The organism is Streptomyces sp. NPDC001507, assembly GCF_042894765.1.
Classification (GTDB): domain Bacteria; phylum Actinomycetota; class Actinomycetes; order Streptomycetales; family Streptomycetaceae; genus Streptomyces.
Map to the genome: position 1 here is coordinate 130325 of NZ_JBIAVV010000016.1, position 16189 is coordinate 146513.

General features: G+C 72.0%; 13 protein-coding genes and 1 pseudogene. 6 read left to right on the forward strand and 8 right to left on the reverse strand.

Annotation, left to right across the window (positions count from 1 at the left end; all coding sequences use genetic code 11):
* Positions 1 to 9: 9 nt before the first annotated feature.
* From ACFY0K_RS41390 to ACFY0K_RS41400, 3 genes are all read right to left on the reverse strand, one after another.
* The gene (locus ACFY0K_RS41390; RefSeq protein WP_390644219.1) at positions 10 to 1173 is read right to left on the reverse strand and encodes an NAD(P)/FAD-dependent oxidoreductase; all 1164 of its coding nucleotides are present in this window, start codon (positions 1171 to 1173) and stop codon (positions 10 to 12) included.
* Positions 1170 to 1532 (reverse strand): bifunctional 3-phenylpropionate/cinnamic acid dioxygenase ferredoxin subunit, encoded by a 363-nt coding sequence (locus tag ACFY0K_RS41395; RefSeq protein ID WP_382724649.1) that lies wholly within the window; start codon positions 1530 to 1532, stop codon positions 1170 to 1172. The genes ACFY0K_RS41390 and ACFY0K_RS41395 overlap by 4 nt, the downstream gene beginning before the upstream one ends.
* Before the next feature lie 261 nt (positions 1533 to 1793).
* Complete coding sequence (locus tag ACFY0K_RS41400) at positions 1794 to 2879, reverse strand: S-(hydroxymethyl)mycothiol dehydrogenase (RefSeq protein ID WP_390644220.1); 1086 nt, start codon at positions 2877 to 2879, stop codon at positions 1794 to 1796.
* A 242-nt stretch (positions 2880 to 3121) separates the two neighbouring features.
* Between ACFY0K_RS41400 and ACFY0K_RS41405 the strand changes: the two genes are divergently transcribed.
* Positions 3122 to 5563, forward strand: a complete 2442-nt coding sequence (locus ACFY0K_RS41405; protein WP_390644221.1) for a SpoIIE family protein phosphatase — start codon at positions 3122 to 3124, stop codon at positions 5561 to 5563.
* On the opposite strand, the gene ACFY0K_RS41410 is transcribed toward ACFY0K_RS41405, so the two are convergent.
* On the reverse strand, positions 5549 to 5752 hold the full coding sequence (locus ACFY0K_RS41410) for a hypothetical protein (protein WP_352358230.1): 204 nt from the start codon (positions 5750 to 5752) through the stop codon (positions 5549 to 5551). The genes ACFY0K_RS41405 and ACFY0K_RS41410 overlap by 15 nt on opposite strands.
* A 203-nt stretch (positions 5753 to 5955) precedes the next feature.
* Between ACFY0K_RS41410 and ACFY0K_RS41415 the strand changes: the two are divergent.
* Together ACFY0K_RS41415 and ACFY0K_RS41420 are read left to right on the forward strand one after the other, a co-directional pair.
* Positions 5956 to 6480: pseudogene (locus ACFY0K_RS41415) on the forward strand (FAD-binding domain-containing protein); the annotation flags it as partial.
* A gap of 106 nt (positions 6481 to 6586) precedes the next feature.
* Positions 6587 to 7027: an SPW repeat protein gene (locus ACFY0K_RS41420; RefSeq protein WP_256215609.1), complete on the forward strand. Its 441-nt coding sequence runs from the start codon at positions 6587 to 6589 to the stop codon at positions 7025 to 7027.
* Between the two features lie 76 nt (positions 7028 to 7103).
* On the opposite strand, the gene ACFY0K_RS41425 is transcribed toward ACFY0K_RS41420, so the two are convergent.
* The 3 genes from ACFY0K_RS41425 to ACFY0K_RS41435 form a co-directional block, all read right to left on the reverse strand.
* Positions 7104 to 7871: an ArsR/SmtB family transcription factor gene (locus ACFY0K_RS41425; protein WP_390644323.1), complete on the reverse strand. Its 768-nt coding sequence runs from the start codon at positions 7869 to 7871 to the stop codon at positions 7104 to 7106.
* A gap of 72 nt (positions 7872 to 7943) precedes the next feature.
* The gene (locus ACFY0K_RS41430) at positions 7944 to 8468 is read right to left on the reverse strand and encodes a GNAT family N-acetyltransferase (RefSeq protein ID WP_390644224.1); all 525 of its coding nucleotides are present in this window, start codon (positions 8466 to 8468) and stop codon (positions 7944 to 7946) included.
* 60 nt (positions 8469 to 8528) lie between these two features.
* Positions 8529 to 9998: an APC family permease gene (locus tag ACFY0K_RS41435; RefSeq protein ID WP_390644225.1), complete on the reverse strand. Its 1470-nt coding sequence runs from the start codon at positions 9996 to 9998 to the stop codon at positions 8529 to 8531.
* A gap of 140 nt (positions 9999 to 10138) precedes the next feature.
* On the opposite strand from ACFY0K_RS41435, the gene ACFY0K_RS41440 reads away from it, so the two are divergent.
* Both ACFY0K_RS41440 and ACFY0K_RS41445 read left to right on the forward strand, forming a co-directional pair.
* Positions 10139 to 11326: an ROK family protein gene (locus ACFY0K_RS41440; RefSeq protein ID WP_390644226.1), complete on the forward strand. Its 1188-nt coding sequence runs from the start codon at positions 10139 to 10141 to the stop codon at positions 11324 to 11326.
* A 112-nt stretch (positions 11327 to 11438) separates the two neighbouring features.
* Complete coding sequence (locus tag ACFY0K_RS41445) at positions 11439 to 14186, forward strand: exo-beta-D-glucosaminidase (RefSeq protein ID WP_390644227.1); 2748 nt, start codon at positions 11439 to 11441, stop codon at positions 14184 to 14186.
* Here the strand turns inward: ACFY0K_RS41445 and ACFY0K_RS41450 are convergent.
* The gene (locus ACFY0K_RS41450) at positions 14173 to 15612 is read right to left on the reverse strand and encodes a hydrolase (protein ID WP_390644228.1); all 1440 of its coding nucleotides are present in this window, start codon (positions 15610 to 15612) and stop codon (positions 14173 to 14175) included. The two genes, ACFY0K_RS41445 and ACFY0K_RS41450, sit on opposite strands and share 14 nt — an antisense overlap.
* 217 nt (positions 15613 to 15829) lie before the next feature.
* Here ACFY0K_RS41450 and ACFY0K_RS41455 point away from each other — a divergent pair, with 217 nt between their 5' ends.
* A complete protein-coding gene (locus ACFY0K_RS41455) occupies positions 15830 to 16093 on the forward strand; it encodes a GlsB/YeaQ/YmgE family stress response membrane protein (RefSeq protein WP_351961003.1) in 264 nt (87 codons plus the stop codon).
* Positions 16094 to 16189: the final 96 nt, after the last annotated feature.

Sequence of the window (16189 nt, forward strand, 5' to 3'; positions counted from 1 at the left end):
GGCGCCGGGTCAGGACGCGGCGGTGCCGAACTGCTTGCGGGCCCGGGTGAACAGCCGCGGCTGGTTCATCCCGAGCACGGCGACCGGCCGGCCCGCGCGCCGGTACACGGCGAGGAAGCTGCGGTCGTCGGTCGAGCCCTCCTCGACCGTGACGCTGTCGGCCCCGGTGGCGTGGCCGACGAACTGGATCTTCACGCCGTACTGGTCGGACCAGAAGTACGGCGGCCGGGGCGTGCCCGGTTCCCGCGCGCCGTGCGCGAGCAGGGTGGCGACGGCGGCGTCCGGCCGCTCCAGCGCGCCGGTCCAGTGCTCGATCCTGCGGTGGGTGCCGGTGCGCGGGTCGTACCAGTTGGCGCAGTCGCCGACGGCGACCACCCCGGCCATGCTGGTGCGGCCGTCGGCGCCGCACTTCACGCCGTTGTCGAGTGCGACGCCGGAACCCTGCAGCCACTCGACGCAGGGACGGGCCCCGACGCCGACGACGACGGTGTCGGCGGCCACGCAGCGGCCGTCCTCCAGGAGCACGCCCTCGACCTGGCGCTCACCGCTCAGCCCCTTGACCCCCACCCCGCACAACAGCCGTACCCCGTGGTCGGCGTGGAGTGCGGAGACCACGGCACCCATGGCCTCGCCGAGCGGCCCGGCCAGCGGGGTCGGGGCCGCCTCGATCACGGTGACGTCCAGGCCGAGGGCGTACGCGGTGGAGGCGACCTCGGCACCGACGAACCCGCCGCCGATCACCGCCAGACGCCCGCCGCGGGCGAGGTCCGCCCGCAGCGCGCGGGCGTCGTCGAGGGTGCGCAGCGTGTGGACGCCGGCGAGGCCCGCGGTGCCCGGCAGGGTACGGGCGGCGGCGCCGGTCGCGAGGACCAGGCCGTCGGCCCGGACCTCACGGCCGTCGGCGAGCCGGACCGCCCGCCGGGTGCGGTCGAGACCGACGGCCCGGGAGCCGAGCAGCCACTGCGCCCCGAGGTCCTCGTCGTCGCGCTCCAGTGCCAGGTCCGCCTCGCCGAGGGTGCCGGCCAGGAACTCCTTGGACAACGGGGGCCTGTCGTACGGGCGGTGGGGCTCGTCGCCGACGACGACCAGCCGGCCGTCGTACCCCCGCTGCCGCAGCGAGCGCGCGGCCGACAGTCCGGCCAGCGAGGCGCCCACCACGGCGACGGTCCTCACGCCGCGCCCCCGGCGAGGCGGGCGGTGACGCACGGCGGCAGGTTGGGCGCGTCGGCGGAGAGCCGGACGTAGACCGTGCCGTCCTCCACGACGACCTCGTGGGTGCGGACCGGGAGCTTGGCCGGGGGTGCGTCCACGGCACCGGTGCGCAGGTCGAACTTGGAGGCGTGCAGGGGGCATTCCACCTCGCAGCCCTCCAGCCAGCCGTCGGCGAGCGAGGCGTCCTGGTGGGTGCAGGTGTCGTCGATGGCGAAGAGCTCGCCGTCATCGGTGTGGAACACCGAGACGGGCGGGTCGATGTCGAGCCGGTGGGCCTCGCCTCGCGGCAGATCCGCGAGACGGCACGCGGGAATCATCATGACACCTCGGTGCGTATAGCGAAACGGATTGCGGTTAGCGCAACGTCAGTCTGCGGGCCGCCGCGAAGCGTTGTCAAGGAGTTCACGCGCCGGTTCGCACCGGTCACGGCGGTGGCCCCCAGAGCCTGCGGGAGCGCCCGCGAAAGCAGGCGTGAGCAGGGCGAACGGCCCCCGCGTGAGGTGCGGGTACGGCCCTGCCCCGGTGCCGTCACCGGGGCAGGGCCGCTTCGCCTGCGGTGGGTCAGAGAACGCGAACGCCCGTCACAGGAGCACCACCGAGCGCAGCACGTCACCGTGGTGCATGCGCTCGAAGGCCTTCTCGACCTCGTCGAGTCGGACGGTCTCGGTGACGAAGGCGTCCAGGTCGAGGCGGCCCTGGAGGTACAGGTCGACGAGCATCGGGAAGTCGCGGGAGGGCAGACAGTCCCCGTACCAGGACGACTTGAGCGCCCCGCCGCGGCCGAAGACGTCGAGGAGCGGCAGTTCCAGCTTCATCTCGGGGGTGGGCACGCCGACCAGGACGACGGTGCCGGCGAGGTCGCGGGCGTAGAAGGCCTGCCGGTAGGTCTCCGGGCGGCCGACCGCCTCGATGACGACGTCGGCGCCGAAGCCGCCGGTCAGCTCACGCACCGCCTCGACGGCGTCGGTCCGGCGGGAGTTGACCGTGTGGGTGGCACCGAGCCCGCGCGCGGTGTCCAGCTTGCGGTCGTCGATGTCCACGGCGATGACCCGTGCCGCGCCGGCCAGGTTCGCGCCGAGGACGGCCGCCGCCCCGACGCCTCCGCAGCCGATCACGGCGACGCTGTCGCCGCGGCCGACATCGCCGGTGTTGAGTGCGGCACCGAGGCCCGCCATCACGCCGCAGCCCAGCAGCCCGGCGGCCGCCGCCGACGCGCGCCGGTCGACCTTGGTGCACTGCCCGGCCGCCACCAGCGTCTTCTCGGCGAAGGCGCCGATGCCGAGGGCGGGCGCCAGTTCCGTCCCGTCGGTCAGGGTCATCTTCTGTGCGGCGTTGTGGGTGTTGAAGCAGTACCAGGGCCGCCCGCGCAGGCAGGCCCGGCAAGCCCCGCACACGGCACGCCAGTTGAGGATCACGAAGTCACCGGGGGCCACGTCGGTGACGCCGTCGCCGACCGCCTCGACGACCCCCGCCGCCTCGTGTCCCAGCAGGAAGGGGAAGTCGTCGCCGATGCCGCCCTCGCGGTAGTGCAGATCGGTATGGCAGACCCCGCAGGCCTCGATCCGCACCAGCGCCTCCCCGGGACCGGGGTCGGGCACGACGATGGTCTCCAGGCTGACGGGGGCGCCCTTGCTCCGCGCGACGACGGCACGGACCTGCTGGGACATGGCCGCTCCTCGACTGAGAGAGGTGGCGAGATGTTGCCCAATACGGCACGCATCTCGTGTTCCGCAACACAGCATCGCGGAGGCCGCACCGGGGGTCAAGAATCCGTCGGCGACCCGGTACCGGGCGCTTCCGCCTTCTCCGCGCGCCCAGGGGTCGGCGCCCCACCCGCAGGTATCATTTATTACGCAAACAGCACAAACCACCACGTCCCGAGTCCGGCACGGATGTGCCCGAGGTGAGGATGCGCGACATCACCTTCGACGACCGCGGCGAGCTCCCGGAGCCCGGGGGCGAGGCGGAGGCACTGCTGGACGCGCGGGGCCGGGTGGCGGCCTGGGGCCCGGGCGCCGAGGCACTGCTCGGCCACCCGGTTCGGGAGGTGCTCGGGCGGCGCGCGGACGACCTGCTCCATGACCGCGCCGAGGCCGCGCATCTGGTCCGGCGGTGGCAGGAGGGGGCCCGCGAGGGACCGCTGGTGCTGCGGCGGCGCGACGGGGAACGGGTCGAGGTCCACGTCTGGGTGCGCTCCCTCACCACCGCGGACGGCGAGCAGCGGTGGCTGGTCCAGGCGGCCGGCGCCCAGTCGTACCGCACCTTCGAGTTCGGCCGGGCCCTGTTGCAGGGGCTGTTCACCGACATCCCCTTCCACATCGACCTCTTCGACACGCGGCAGCGGTTCATCGCCCAGAACCTGGCGCAGCGGCGCGCCGGGGTGTTCCGGGACGCCGAGTACTCCGGGCACACGATGCGCGAGATGGCCCCGCCCGGCCTGCTGGACATCGACGCGCTGGAGGAGCGGCAGCGGCGGGTGCTGGAGACCGGCGAGGCTCTGCTCGACACCGAGGTCGTCGGTCACCCCGTTCCCGGTTCGCCCGACGACTACGTGTGGTCGGAGTCGATCCTGCCGCTCAGGGACCCGTCCGGTGCGGTGATCGCGCTGGCCCACGTGATCACCGACGTGACCCACCGGGTCCGCTCGCGCGAGCGGCTGGTCCTGGCCAACGAGGCCGGTACCCGGATCGGCACCAGCCTGGACCTGTGGCAGACGGCCCGGGAGCTGGCCGAGGTCGCGGTGCCGCGGTTCGCCGACACCTGCCACGTCGACCTGCTGGAGTCCGTCTTCTCCGACAGTGCCGACGCGGACGACCGGGAGCCGGCCGACGACGCACGGCCGCGCCACCCGCTGCTGCGCCGGGCCGCGTCCGACGCAGCGGCCGCCGCGGACCCGGGCACCGGCGGGGTCCGGGCGGTGCGGGTGGGCGAGCTCGACACGGCGGCGACGGCACCCGGCTCGCCGTTCCTCGACGCCCTGGCGAAGGGCGGGTCCGTCCTCCTCGCGGACGAGCAGCTGCGCCCGGCCGCCACAGACCCCGCACGGGCACCGGGCGCCGGACCGGACGTGCACTCCTGGCTGCTCGTCCCCATGCTCGCGCGGGGTGTCGCCCTGGGCACCGCCCTCTTCATGCGCTCGCGCAGCCACCGCCGGTTCGAGCCCGAGGACGTGCTGCTCGCCGAGCAGATCGTGACCCGCACCGCGGCGTGCGTCGACAACGCCAGCCGCTACCACCGGGAGCGGACGACGGCCCGGACCCTGCGGCGCAGTCTGCTCCCCCAGCGACTGCCGTCGCCGTCGGCGGTGCGGACGGCCTCCCGCTACCTGCCGGCCAGCGAGCACACCGGGCTGGGCGGGGACTGGTTCGACGTGATCCCGCTGTCCGGGGCACGGGTGGCGCTCGTGGTGGGCGACGTGGTCGGGCACGGGCTGCAGTCGGCGGTGACCATGGGCCGGCTGCGCGGTGCCGTCCGCACCCTCGCGGATCTCGACCTGTCCCCCGCGGAGCTCCTCGCCCACCTGGACGACCAGATGAACCGGTTCCTCGACGAGCGCGGCGACGAGGCGTCCCTGGTGACCGGGGCGACGTGTCTGTACGCGGTGTACGACCCGGTGTCACGGCTGTGCCAGCTGGCGCGTGCCGGTCATCCGCCCCCGGCGGTCGTCTCCGCGGACGGCGCCGTCGACTTCGTGGACCTGCCCGGCGGGCCGCCTCTCGGGCTCGGCGGTGTCGTGTTCGAGGAGCGCGAGATCGCCCTCGCCGACGGGGACCTCCTGGTCCTCTACACGGACGGGCTGCTGGAATCACGTGCTCAGGACTTCGCCACCGGGCTGCGCCGGATGCGCGCCACGCTCTCCCGCACCCCCGCCTCGGCCGCTCCGCAGGAGGTGTGCGACACGCTGGTCGGTGAGCTGCTGCCACCGGGCCACCAGGACGACGTGGCGGTCCTGGTGGCCCGGATGGGCGGTCTGGCCCCGGACGCCCATGTCACCTGGCCGATCGTGGCGCAGGAGCAGATGGTCGGCCTGGCACGGGAGCTGACGGCACGTCAGCTGGCGCGGTGGGGGCTGGCGGAGGAGTCGTTCACCACCGAACTCATCGTGAGCGAGCTGGTGACGAACGCGCTGCGGTACGGCGGTGCGCCGATCTCGCTGCGCCTGATCCGGGACCGGAGCCTGATCTGCGAGGTCTCGGACGGCAGCAGTACCTCGCCGCATGTGCGGCACGCCCGGGACACGGACGAGGGCGGGCGCGGCCTCTACCTCATCACCCAGCTCGCCCAGAACTGGGGGACGCGGTACAACGCGCGCGGCAAGACCATCTGGGCCGAGCAGTCACTTCCCCGCTGAAGCGCGCGCCGCGGCGGGCTGCCGGTCGTCGTCCGGGCCTGGCTCGACGACCAGGAAGGCGTCGGAGCCGAGGTCCATCACCACGGTCGCCCGGCCGCCCTCGGCCCGGCGCCGGGCCGCGTACTCCTCGGCCGGCCACGAACCCCGGGGAGCCCCGGCGGGAAATCGCTCCAGCACCCTCGCGCTCATAGTGATCCTGCACCTCCCGAGTCGGTCTTCGCCTTTCCCTGCGGCTGCCCCCGATCGACGCGGACATGCCGGAAACGCCGGATGGGCACCGGTCCGCCGGTCCGTCACGCGGGCCCGGGAAGGTGGGAGCGTGGGGCCGTCTCAGCCTGCCGCCGCACCGCCCCGGAGCCGGCCGTCCCATGAACGTCTCGGTCGTCCTGGTCACCGCCGACCTGCGCCGGCACGACCGTCCGCCGCTGCGGGCGGCCCTGGACGGCTCGGACGAGGACGTCGACGCGTGGCGGGCGGGGCGCACCGGCTGCCCGGTCGTGTACGCGGCGATGCGCCGGCTGCGCCACGAGGGCTGGATGCACAACCGGGGGCGGCTGCCGGTGGCGGGTTTCCTGGCCAAGACGCTGTACATCGACTGGCGGGTGGGTGCCCGGCACTTCCTGGAGCTGCCGGTCGACGGGGACGTGGCGAACAACCGGCTCAACTGGCAGTGGGTGGCGGGCACCGGCACCCGCCCCAACCGGGTCCTGAACCCGGTGACCCAGGCGAAGCGTTACGACCCCGACGGCGCGTACGTCCGGCGCCGGGTGCCGGAGTTGGCGGGGCTGCCGGGGGCGAAGGCGCACGAGCCCTGGAGGCTCGGCGGCCCGGACCGCGCGGCGCTCGGCTGCCCGGAGCCGATCGTCGACCTTGCGGACGGCCTCGCCCGGTTCCGGCAGGCGCGGGAGCGCGGCTGAGCCCAGAACTACACATAAAGAAGAAATAAGAGCAGAATGCTATCTAGCGGCGTTTACCGCACGCACCAGACGCGGTCAGGCCTGCAAGTCGAGAAGGAGACGAGTCATGGCCAACGTCTCGCACGGCAGAAGTGACATAACCAGCCACCCTGATGTCTCCGAGATGCGGGAGCGCTACGCCCGCATGCTCGGCGGCCGTGATGTGGCGCTCGTGGACGGACCGGTGTTCCTGCTCGGTCTGTACTGCGCGGCGTCCCCGTGGATCCTCCACTACACGGCGAGCCAGCCCGCGCTCGTGCCCCACAACCTCATCATGGGCATCGCGATAGGCCTGCTGGCACTGGGCTTCACCAGGGCACCGGAGCGCATGTACGGCCTCAGCTGGGCCATGTGCGCACTGGGCATCTGGATGATCATCGCCCCCTGGGTGGTCGGCAGCAGCCCGGACACGGGCGTCATCATCAACAACGTCATCATCGGCGCGCTGGCCCTCTGCCTCGGGCTGGTGTGCGCCGCTTCGGCGGCCAGGCGGACGCCCATGACCTAGGCACACCGGACATCCCCTGGAAGGGAGGACGCGGGGCCGGTCCGAAGACGGCGGACCGGCCCCGCCGCGCGTCCGCTCAGCGGCCGGGGACCAGCCAGGGCTCCTGCGGGAGCGGGCTGCCGGTCTCGAGGAGGGACTTCAGGTTGGAGAGCACGGCCGGCCAGCCGGCCGAGATGCCCTGCAGTTCGCCCTCGTCGTTGAGGTCCTCGTGGGTGACGGTGAGCTTGACGATGTCGGCGTGCGGGCGGATGTCGAAGGTGACCCGGGAGTGCCGGCCGGGGTCGCCCTCGTCCGCGGGCGCGGCCCAGGTGGCGACCAGCCGGGTCGGTCGGTCGCTCTCGACGACGGTGCCGACCACGTCGGCGATGCCGGAGCCGTCGGTGCGGACGTGCTCCCAGCGGGAGCCGGGCCGCCAGTCGGAGACGTTGGAGTGCCCCCAGTAGACGGCGGTCAGGTCGGCGTCCGTGAGGGCGTCCCAGACCTTCTCGGGGGTGCTGGCGATGTAGGTGACGTAGACATAGCTGGGCTGGTCGCTCATGGCTTCCTCGGCTCGTCGCTTCAGGTCGCCGAGCGCGCGCAGGCGCGGGCGCTCGAACTTGTCGATCCACCGCTCCTGGATCTCGTGGAGCGGCACGGGATTGAGGTAGTGCAGCTTCTCCCGCCCCCGGCGCACGGTGCTGATCAGGTTGGCGGCCTCCAGGACGGCCAGGTGCTGGGTCACCGACTGCCGGGTCATCGCGATGCGCTCGCACAGCTCGCCCAGTGTCTGGCCGTTCTGCTCGTGCAGCCGGTCCAGCAGCCGTCTGCGGGTGTCGTCGGCCAGCGCCCTGAAGACCTGGTCCATCCCGCTGTCGTCCTCTGATCGCACTACTCAACGTTATGCAGGCGATTGCCTGCATGTCAATGCGGGCCGCCGCTACGGTGCGGTTCGGGGAGCCGTGCCGAACGAGATCCACACGTCGGGCGGCAGCTCCGGCATGCCCGGCACCGGCCGGGCCTCCTCCGTCCAGGCGCCGTCCGCGGCCTCGGCCGCGACCCGTCGCCAGAAGGCGACGGCGCCCGGGTTCTCGTACTGGAACGCGATCTCCCAGCGCCCCGGATGACGGGCGAGTACCTCGCGGACGGCAGCCAGCCCGATGCCCGTCCGCCGCGCGCCGCGCACCACGAAGAAGCTGTTGAGCACCCGCACGGGCGCGTCCAGCGCCCGGACGAACGCGAAGCCGACCGGGTGCCCGCCCTTGACGAAGAGATAGGGCGCCCAGCCGGGCGCGGCGAACGCGTCCTCGACGCGCTCGTCGCGGAACGAGCCGTCGGGCCTCGGCAGGAGCCCGCGGAACTCGGACAGGTCGTGGCGGAACATCAGCCACAGACGGTCGACGGCGGGGCGGTCCCCGGGGACGGCGGGGCGGACGACGACGTCCGCTGCAGTGGGTTCGGTCATGAAAAAAGCCTCGTCCGGCGGCAGTTGGCCGCCGGACGAGGCTGACGTGTGATCGGGACACTACACCACGGCCGGCTCCTGTGGAGTCAGGTACTCCTCGCTGATCTCCTTCGCCCCGAACGGCCACACCTTCTCCAGCCGCGCCCAGACCAGGAACGCCACGCAGCCGAGGGCGAGCCAGGCCAGGGACCACTCGATGGGGTGGCGGCCCGGGGAGTTCCGGTCTGCGTAGCCGTAGATCACGCACCAGCCGGCGAAGGCCACGATGCTCGGCAGCGGGTAGAGCCACATGCGGTACGGCCGCTTCAGCGCCGGCTGCCGGCGGCGCAGCACCGTGAGCGCCACGATCTGGGCCAGTGCCTGGACGATCACCATCACGGTGGTGAGCAGCTGGATCAGGGTCGCCAGGTCGGTGTGCCGGCCGATCAGGAAGCCGATCGCGGTGATCACGCCCATGGTGGCGAGCCCCAGCATCGGGAAGCGGTGCTTGGGGTGCAGCTTCTCGTAGGGGCGGAAGAAGACCCGGTCGCGGGCCGCGTCGTAGGGCACCCGGGAGCCGCCGAGCAGGCCGGTGAAGACCGAGGCGAAGGCGGTGATCAGGATCAGCACGGTCACCGTGTCGGCGGCGCCCTTGCCCCAGGTCTTCTCAAGGACCGCCGAGGCCACCGAGGTCGACGCGATGTCGTCCGGGTTCGTCATGCGGTGCCAGTCGACGACGCCGAGCGTGCCGATCTGGAGCAGCAGGTAGATCGCCATGATGCCGAGGATCGAGAAGAGGATGGAGCGCGGCAGGACGCGCCCGGGTTCCTTGATCTCGGCGCCCATGTACGCGGTCGTGTTGTAGCCGAGGTAGTCGTAGATGCCGATGGTCAGGCCCGCCGCGAAGCCCAGCCAGAAGTGGTCGCTCGTCAGGTCGAAGGCGTGGGCCGGGTAGGTGAAGGCCAGGTGCGGGCTGAAGTCGCTCGCCGCGGCGACGATCACCAGCAGCACCGAGGCGATCATCACCGTCCACATGACGGCGGTGATCCTGGCGATGTGCTCGATGCCGCGCCAGAGCAGGAGCACCACGAGGGCGATGACGCCGAGCCCGATCAGGTCGCCGGAGGTCTGGCCGAGGCCGGGGGCGAGGTAGCCCAGGTACTGGACGAAGCCGACCACGCCGGTGGACATGATCAGCGGGATGAAGAGCATGGCCGTCCACACGAACAGGAACGGCATCAGGCGTCCGGTGCGGTACTGGAAGGCCTGGCGCAGATAGACGTAGCTGCCGCCGGAGCCGGGCATCGCGGCGCCGAGTTCGGCCCACACGAGGCCGTCGCAGAGCGCGAGCACCGCGCCCGCGACGAAGCCGATCACGGCCTGCGGGCCGCCGAACGCGGCGACCATGAGCGGGATGGTCACGAACGGACCGATGCCGCACATCTGGCTCATGTTGATGGCGGTGGCCTGGAACAGGCCGACGCGGCGGACGAACCCGCCGGCCGGCGGCGCACTGCCCGAGACGAGGGGACTACCGGGACCTGCAGACATGAGGGCTCCTGGGCGGGACACGGGGAGGCGGGCGGGGACGCGTACGACGGGCGGAGGCCGACTCGGCGGGATGGCCGATAAAGTTAAGGAGCCTTACTAGATGCGTCAAGTATGCGTCGGGAATCGGTGAGAATGGTGCGATGGCCGCCAGCGACGTCGTAGAGGAGCAGGAGCAGCCCTGGAGCCGGCGGCGCCTGCGCAGCGCCAACGAGCGGCTGCTCCTTGACCGGCTGCGCCTGCTCGGTTCGGCCTCCCGCGCCCAGCTGGCCCGCGAGACGGGCCTGTCGAAGCCGACGGTGTCCAGCGCGCTCGCCGCGCTGGAGTCGGCGGGCCTGGTCCACGAGGTCGGCACCCACGTGCCGGAGCGCGGCCGCACGGCCGTCCTGTACGCGCCCGACCCGGCGGCCGGATTCGCGCTCGGCGTCGACGTGGGCCGCAGCTGGCTGCGGGTGGCGGTCGCCGATCTCGACGGCACCCTGGTCGCCCGCTCCGACGTGCGCAACCGGGCCCGGGGTTCGGGCGCGATGGCCGACCTGCTGGTCGCCACCGCCCGGCAGGTGGTCGCCAACTCCGGGGTGGATCCGGCCGCGGTGGTGCACGGGGTGGTGGGCACGCCGGGCGTGTACGACGAGCGGCAGCGCCGGGTGCGGTACGCGATGCATCTGCCCGGGTGGGGGCGCGCCGGCCTGTTCGACCGGATGCGCGAAGAGCTGGGGGTCCCCCTGGAGGTGCACAACGACGCCAATCTGGCGGCCCTCGGCGAGTACACGTACGGCGTCGGGGCGGGCAGCCGGCTGTTCGCGTACATCATGATCGGCACCGGCCTCGGGATGGGTGTGGTCAGCGAGGGGCGGCTGTTCACCGGGGCGCACGGGCTCGCCGGGGAGATCGGTTTCCTGCCCTGGCCGGGGCGGCAGCGCGAGCCCGAGCGGCTGGAGGACGCGGTGTCGGGGGTGGCCGTGGTCGAGACCGCACGGCGGCTGGGGATGACCGGGCAGCTCACCGCGAAGTCCGTGTTCGACGCGGCCCGCCTGGGCGATCCGGCCGCCGCCGAGGCGGTACGCCTCGAGGGGGAGCGGATCGCGCACACGGTGGCCGCGGCCGCGGCCGTGCTCGACCCCGACCTGGTGGTGCTCGGCGGCGGCGTCGGCCACAGCGTCGACCTGCTGCTGCGCCCGGTGCGCGAACACCTGCGCACCCTCACCCCGCTGCGCCCGAAGCTGGCACCGAGCCGGCTCGGCGAGGACGCGGTGCTCCTCGGCGCGGTGGCGACAGCCCTGGGCACCGCCCGTGACCTGGTGTTCGACCGCAGATCGGGCGCCTCCTGAGCACCGCGCCACCAACTCGCGCGACCGCCACGGTGATTGACACGGTCTCCGTGGCACCCTAGCTTGAGCCGGGTTAGTAAAGTTTCCTAACTTTACGAGCCTGGAGACCATCGTGTTCCCTCGCCGCGCCCCCGGACACCGCCTCGCCACGGCCGCCGTGGCCCTGGGACTGCTCTGCTCACTCAACACCAGCGCCTGGGCCGGGGCCCGCGACCCGGCCCACGGATCCGCCCGGATCACCCGTGTGCCGTCCGCCGCCGGGTCCGAGACCCCGCTGTCGGGCTACGCGATCCGGTCGACGGCAGACGTGGGCGACTCCGCGGCGGCGGTCTCCTCCCCCGGCTACCCGGCGAAGGGCTGGTATCCGGCGGGCCCCCGCTCCACGGTCCTGGCCGCACTGCTCGCCGACGGCGTCTACGACGACCCGTTCGTCTCCACCAACCTCCAGAAGATCCCCAAGTCGCCCTTCCAGGTCCCCTGGTGGTACCGCAGCGACTTCAGGCTCACGGATCCCGCGCACCGCACCTACCTGGACTTCAGCGGGGTGATCTCGGCGGCCGACGTGTACGTGAACGGCCGTCAGGTCGCCACCACCGCCGACGTCACCGGCGCCTACACCCGGCACGAGCTGGACGTCACCTCGCTGGTGAAGGAGGGCACGAACACGGTGGCCTTCCGGATCCAGCCCAACAACCCCAACAAGAACCTCACCATGGGCTGGCTCGACTGGCTCCAGCCCCCGCCCGACCAGAACATGGGCATCGTCCGTGACGTCCTGGTCCGGCGCGGCGGTCCGGTCGCGCTGCGCGACGCGCACGTGGTGACGAAGCTCGCGGTGCCGTCCCTCGCGACGGCCGACCTGACGGTGCAGGCACAGGCGCGCAACGACTCGGACGTCCCCGTCACCGCCGAGGTCTCCGGCACCGTCGCCGGGGTGGCCCTCACCAGGTCGGTGGAGCTCGCGGCCCACCAGACCAGGACCGTCACCTTCGCCCCCGCCGACACCCCGGCGCTGCACCTGACCTCCCCGAAGGTGTGGTGGCCCGCGGGCATGGGCGGCCAGCCCCTCTACGACCTCGACCTCACCGCGTCCGTGGGCGGCACGGCCTCGGACACCGCCCACGAGAGCTTCGGCATCCGGGACGTCCGGGCCCCGCTGAACTCCGACGGCGCCCGCCAGTACTCGATCAACGGCCGCCGGCTGCTGATCAAGGGCGGCGGCTGGTCACCGGACGAGTTCCTGCGCTGGGACCGCGCGTACGTCGAGGACCGGCTCAAGTACGCCGTGGACCTGGGCCTCAACGCCATCCGCCTTGAAGGCCACATCGAGCCCGACGAGTTCTTCGACCTCGCCGACCGCCTCGGCGTCCTCACCCTGCCCGGCTGGGAGTGCTGCGACAAGTGGGAGGGGCAGACCAACCCCGGAGAGAGCGGTGAGAAGTGGACCGCCGCCGACTACCAGGTCGCCCAGGCCTCGATGGCCGCCGAGGCCGCTCGGCTGCGGGACCACCCGAGCGTGGTCTCCTTCCTGATCGGCAGCGACGCCGCGCCCGACGCGAAGATCGAGAAGGGCTATCTGGAGGCCCTTGACGCCGCCGACTGGGCCGTCCCTGTGGTGCCCGCCGCCTCCGACAAGTCGGCTCCCCAGCTGGGCGGTTCGGGCATGAAGATGACCGGCCCCTACGACTGGGTCCCGCCGGGCTACTGGTACGCCAAGCGCGAGGGCGGCGCCACCGGCTTCAACTCGGAGACCAGCGCAGGACCGGACATCCCCACCCTCGACACCCTGCGCCGGATGATGTCCCCGGCCGAACTCGACACCCTCTGGAAGAACCCGGACGCCAAGCAGTACCACCGCTCGCCGTCCGCGACCTTCGGCACCCTGAAGGTCTACGACGCCGCCCTCACCGGCCGCTACGGCGCCCCGAAGAGCCTCACCGACTACGTCAGGAAGGCCCAGCTCGCCCAGTACGAGAACGTCCGCGCCCAGTACGAGGCGTACGAGCGCAACCAGACCGACGCCTCGAAGCCCTCGACCGGGGTCGTGTACTGGATGTTCGACAGCGGCTGGACGTCCCTGCACTGGCAACTGATGGACCGTTACCTCGACCAGGGCGGCGCCTACTTCGGCGCGAAGAAGGCCAACGAGCCGCTGCACGTCCAGTATTCCTACGACGACCGCTCGGTGGCCGTGGTGAACAACCGGCCCACGCCGGTCTCCGGGCTCACCGTGCGGGCCACCCTGTTCAACCCCGACGGCACCCAGAAGTACGACAAGGCGGTCACCGGCGTCTCGGTCCAGGGCGACGGCGCGCACAGCACCGCGCTCGCACTGCCCGCATCCGTGAGCGGGCTGGCGTCCACCTACCTGGCCCGGCTGACGCTGACCGACACCGACGGCCGGGAGGTGAGCCGCAACGTCTACTGGCTCTCCACCAAGGCCGACGCCCTCGACTGGGCGAAGACCGACTGGTGGCACACGCCGACGACGAGCTACGCGGACCTGACGGGGCTGTCCTCGATGGCCCAGGTCCCGGTCACGGCGACGGCGTCGACGACGGAGGCCGACGGCACGTCGACGACCACGGTCACCGTCCGCAACACGGGTTCCGGCAAGACCCCGTCCCTGATGACGGACGTCCATCTGGTCGACGCGAACGGCAAGCCCGTGCTGCCGGTCCGGTGGTCGGACAACGCGGTCAGCCTGTGGCCGGGCGAGTCGGCGGCCTTGACGGCCACCTACCGGACCGCGGACCTGCACGGGTCGTCTCCCCAGGTGCGGGTCTCCGGCTGGAACGCGGTGGAGCGGACGGTTCCGGCGGGGCCGCCGGAACCGTCCGTCCCGGTCAGCTCACGTTGAGCGCGGTGTCGTCGACGACGAAGGACGTCTGGAGGGTCGAGCCCTCGACACCGGAGAACTTGATGGTGGCCGTGGTGCCGGCCAGGGAGGACACGTCGAAGCTCTTGAGGACGTATCCGGAGGCCGCGTTGAGGTTGGAGTATGTGGCCAGGGTGGTGGATCCGGCGGTCACCGTCAGCTTGTCGTAGGCGGTGCTGGTGGTGGTCTCCGCGGTGTCCACGTGCAGGTAGAAGCTGAGCGTCGCGGAGCAGCCGGACGGAATGGTCACCGACTGGGACAGCGTGTCGGTGTGGGCGGACCCGTAGCCGTCGAGCCAGGCCTTGTAGGAACCGGTGCGGGCCGCCTCGCTGCTGGAGTTGGTGATGACCCCGCTGCTGGCGGTCCAGGTGGTGTTGCCGGACTCGAAGCCGGGGTTGCCGAGGAGCTGGGCGGAGGTGCAGGTGCCACCGCCGCCCCCACCGCCGCCACCGCCACCGCCGCTGCCGCTGGACGCGCCGGTGAGCCAGGCGGTGGCGTTGAGGGCGAGGGCCGCGTTGGTGGCGCCGCTGTCGTTCCAGCCGTCGTACAGCGTGTTGCCGGACTGGCCGGTGCCGTCGTCGATCGGGGAGCTGTCGCCCCAGAACGCGACCCGCCCGCTGCCGAAGGTGCTGGTGGCGAAGAAGGCGCCGGTGTTGCCGGAGTAGCCGCTGCGGTACACCAGGCCCTTGACGGCGGAGTTGTCCGAGGGCTTGAGGGTGGCGGTGGTGCCGTCGGCGATCAGGCTCTTGGTGACCGTGCCGAAGGAGCCGTTCAGCACCGCGTTGCTGCTGTCGCTGATCGCGGCCGGGTAGCCGGAGCTGATGTCGAGCGAGTCGATCGAGAAGCCGAACGGGTCGGTCGAGTCGACGCTGTTGTTCGTCATCAGGTCGTTGAGGATCTCGACCGCGTCGTAGCCGTCGTTGTTGCGGTCGGCCCCGGTGTGGTCCGAGATCATGAAGAGGCCGCCGCCGTTCTTCACGAAGTTCATGATCGCCGTCTTCTCGGCGGTCGTGAACAGCGTGTTCGGCTCGGGCAGGACCAGCGCGTCGAAGTTCGACAGGTCGGTCGTCGACGAACCGCCGTAGGTGAGCGCGCTGGTCGCCGTCTTCATGCTGTAGCTGCCGGTCTTCTGGAGGGCCACGCCCCACGAGGAGAGCGCTCCGGTCCAGTCGGTCTCCGAGGACGGGGAGGAGTCCTGGGCGAGCGGGTCGGGCTTGCTGGTGGAGATGATCCAGTCCGCGTTGCCGGCCTCCTCGGCGTGGCCGTCGTCGAACAGGACGCGGTAGGTGGTGGCCGCGTGGGCGGGGGCGGCCGCGGTGCCGACCTGGAGGGCGGCTCCCGTGACGAGCAGTCCGAACCCGGCCAGGGCGGTGGTGAATCTGTGGCGGGATCTGCTGGATCCAAGCATCCGGCGAACCTCCGTGAGGGGGTGGGGTAGAGGCGGTGCGGGCGCCAACTCTGCGCGCGTAGAACGTGCTTGAGATTTCTACACGCGTCAACTCATTGAAAGGTACATGGCATGTCAGGTCGGTGAACAGAAAACCGCTGTAACAACCGGGCGGGACTGCCGCCGGATTCAGCGGGCAGATTGGACAGCAGCGGGGTACAGACGAAGAGGGGCGGAAATGGAGATCTCGGGCATCATCAGCGCCATCATCATCGGCCTCATCATCGGTGTGCTGGGGCGCCTGGTCGTCCCCGGCCGCCAGCACATCGGCATCCTGTGGACCATCGTCGTCGGCATCGTGGCGGCGCTGCTGGGTTCGGCGCTCGCGGCGGGCTTCGGCGTGGCCGACACCAAGGGCCCCGACTGGATCGAGTGGTTCATCCAGATCGCCCTGGCCGCGCTGGGGATCGCGGCACTCGACCGCAGCAGGGCACGCCGGTGACCTGAGCGCGCCTCGGGCGCGGGGGGGGGGCGGGGGGGACCCGGGGATGTTTGTTTGTGGAGGGTTTGGGGTTGAGGGGGGCGTGTGGTGGCCGGG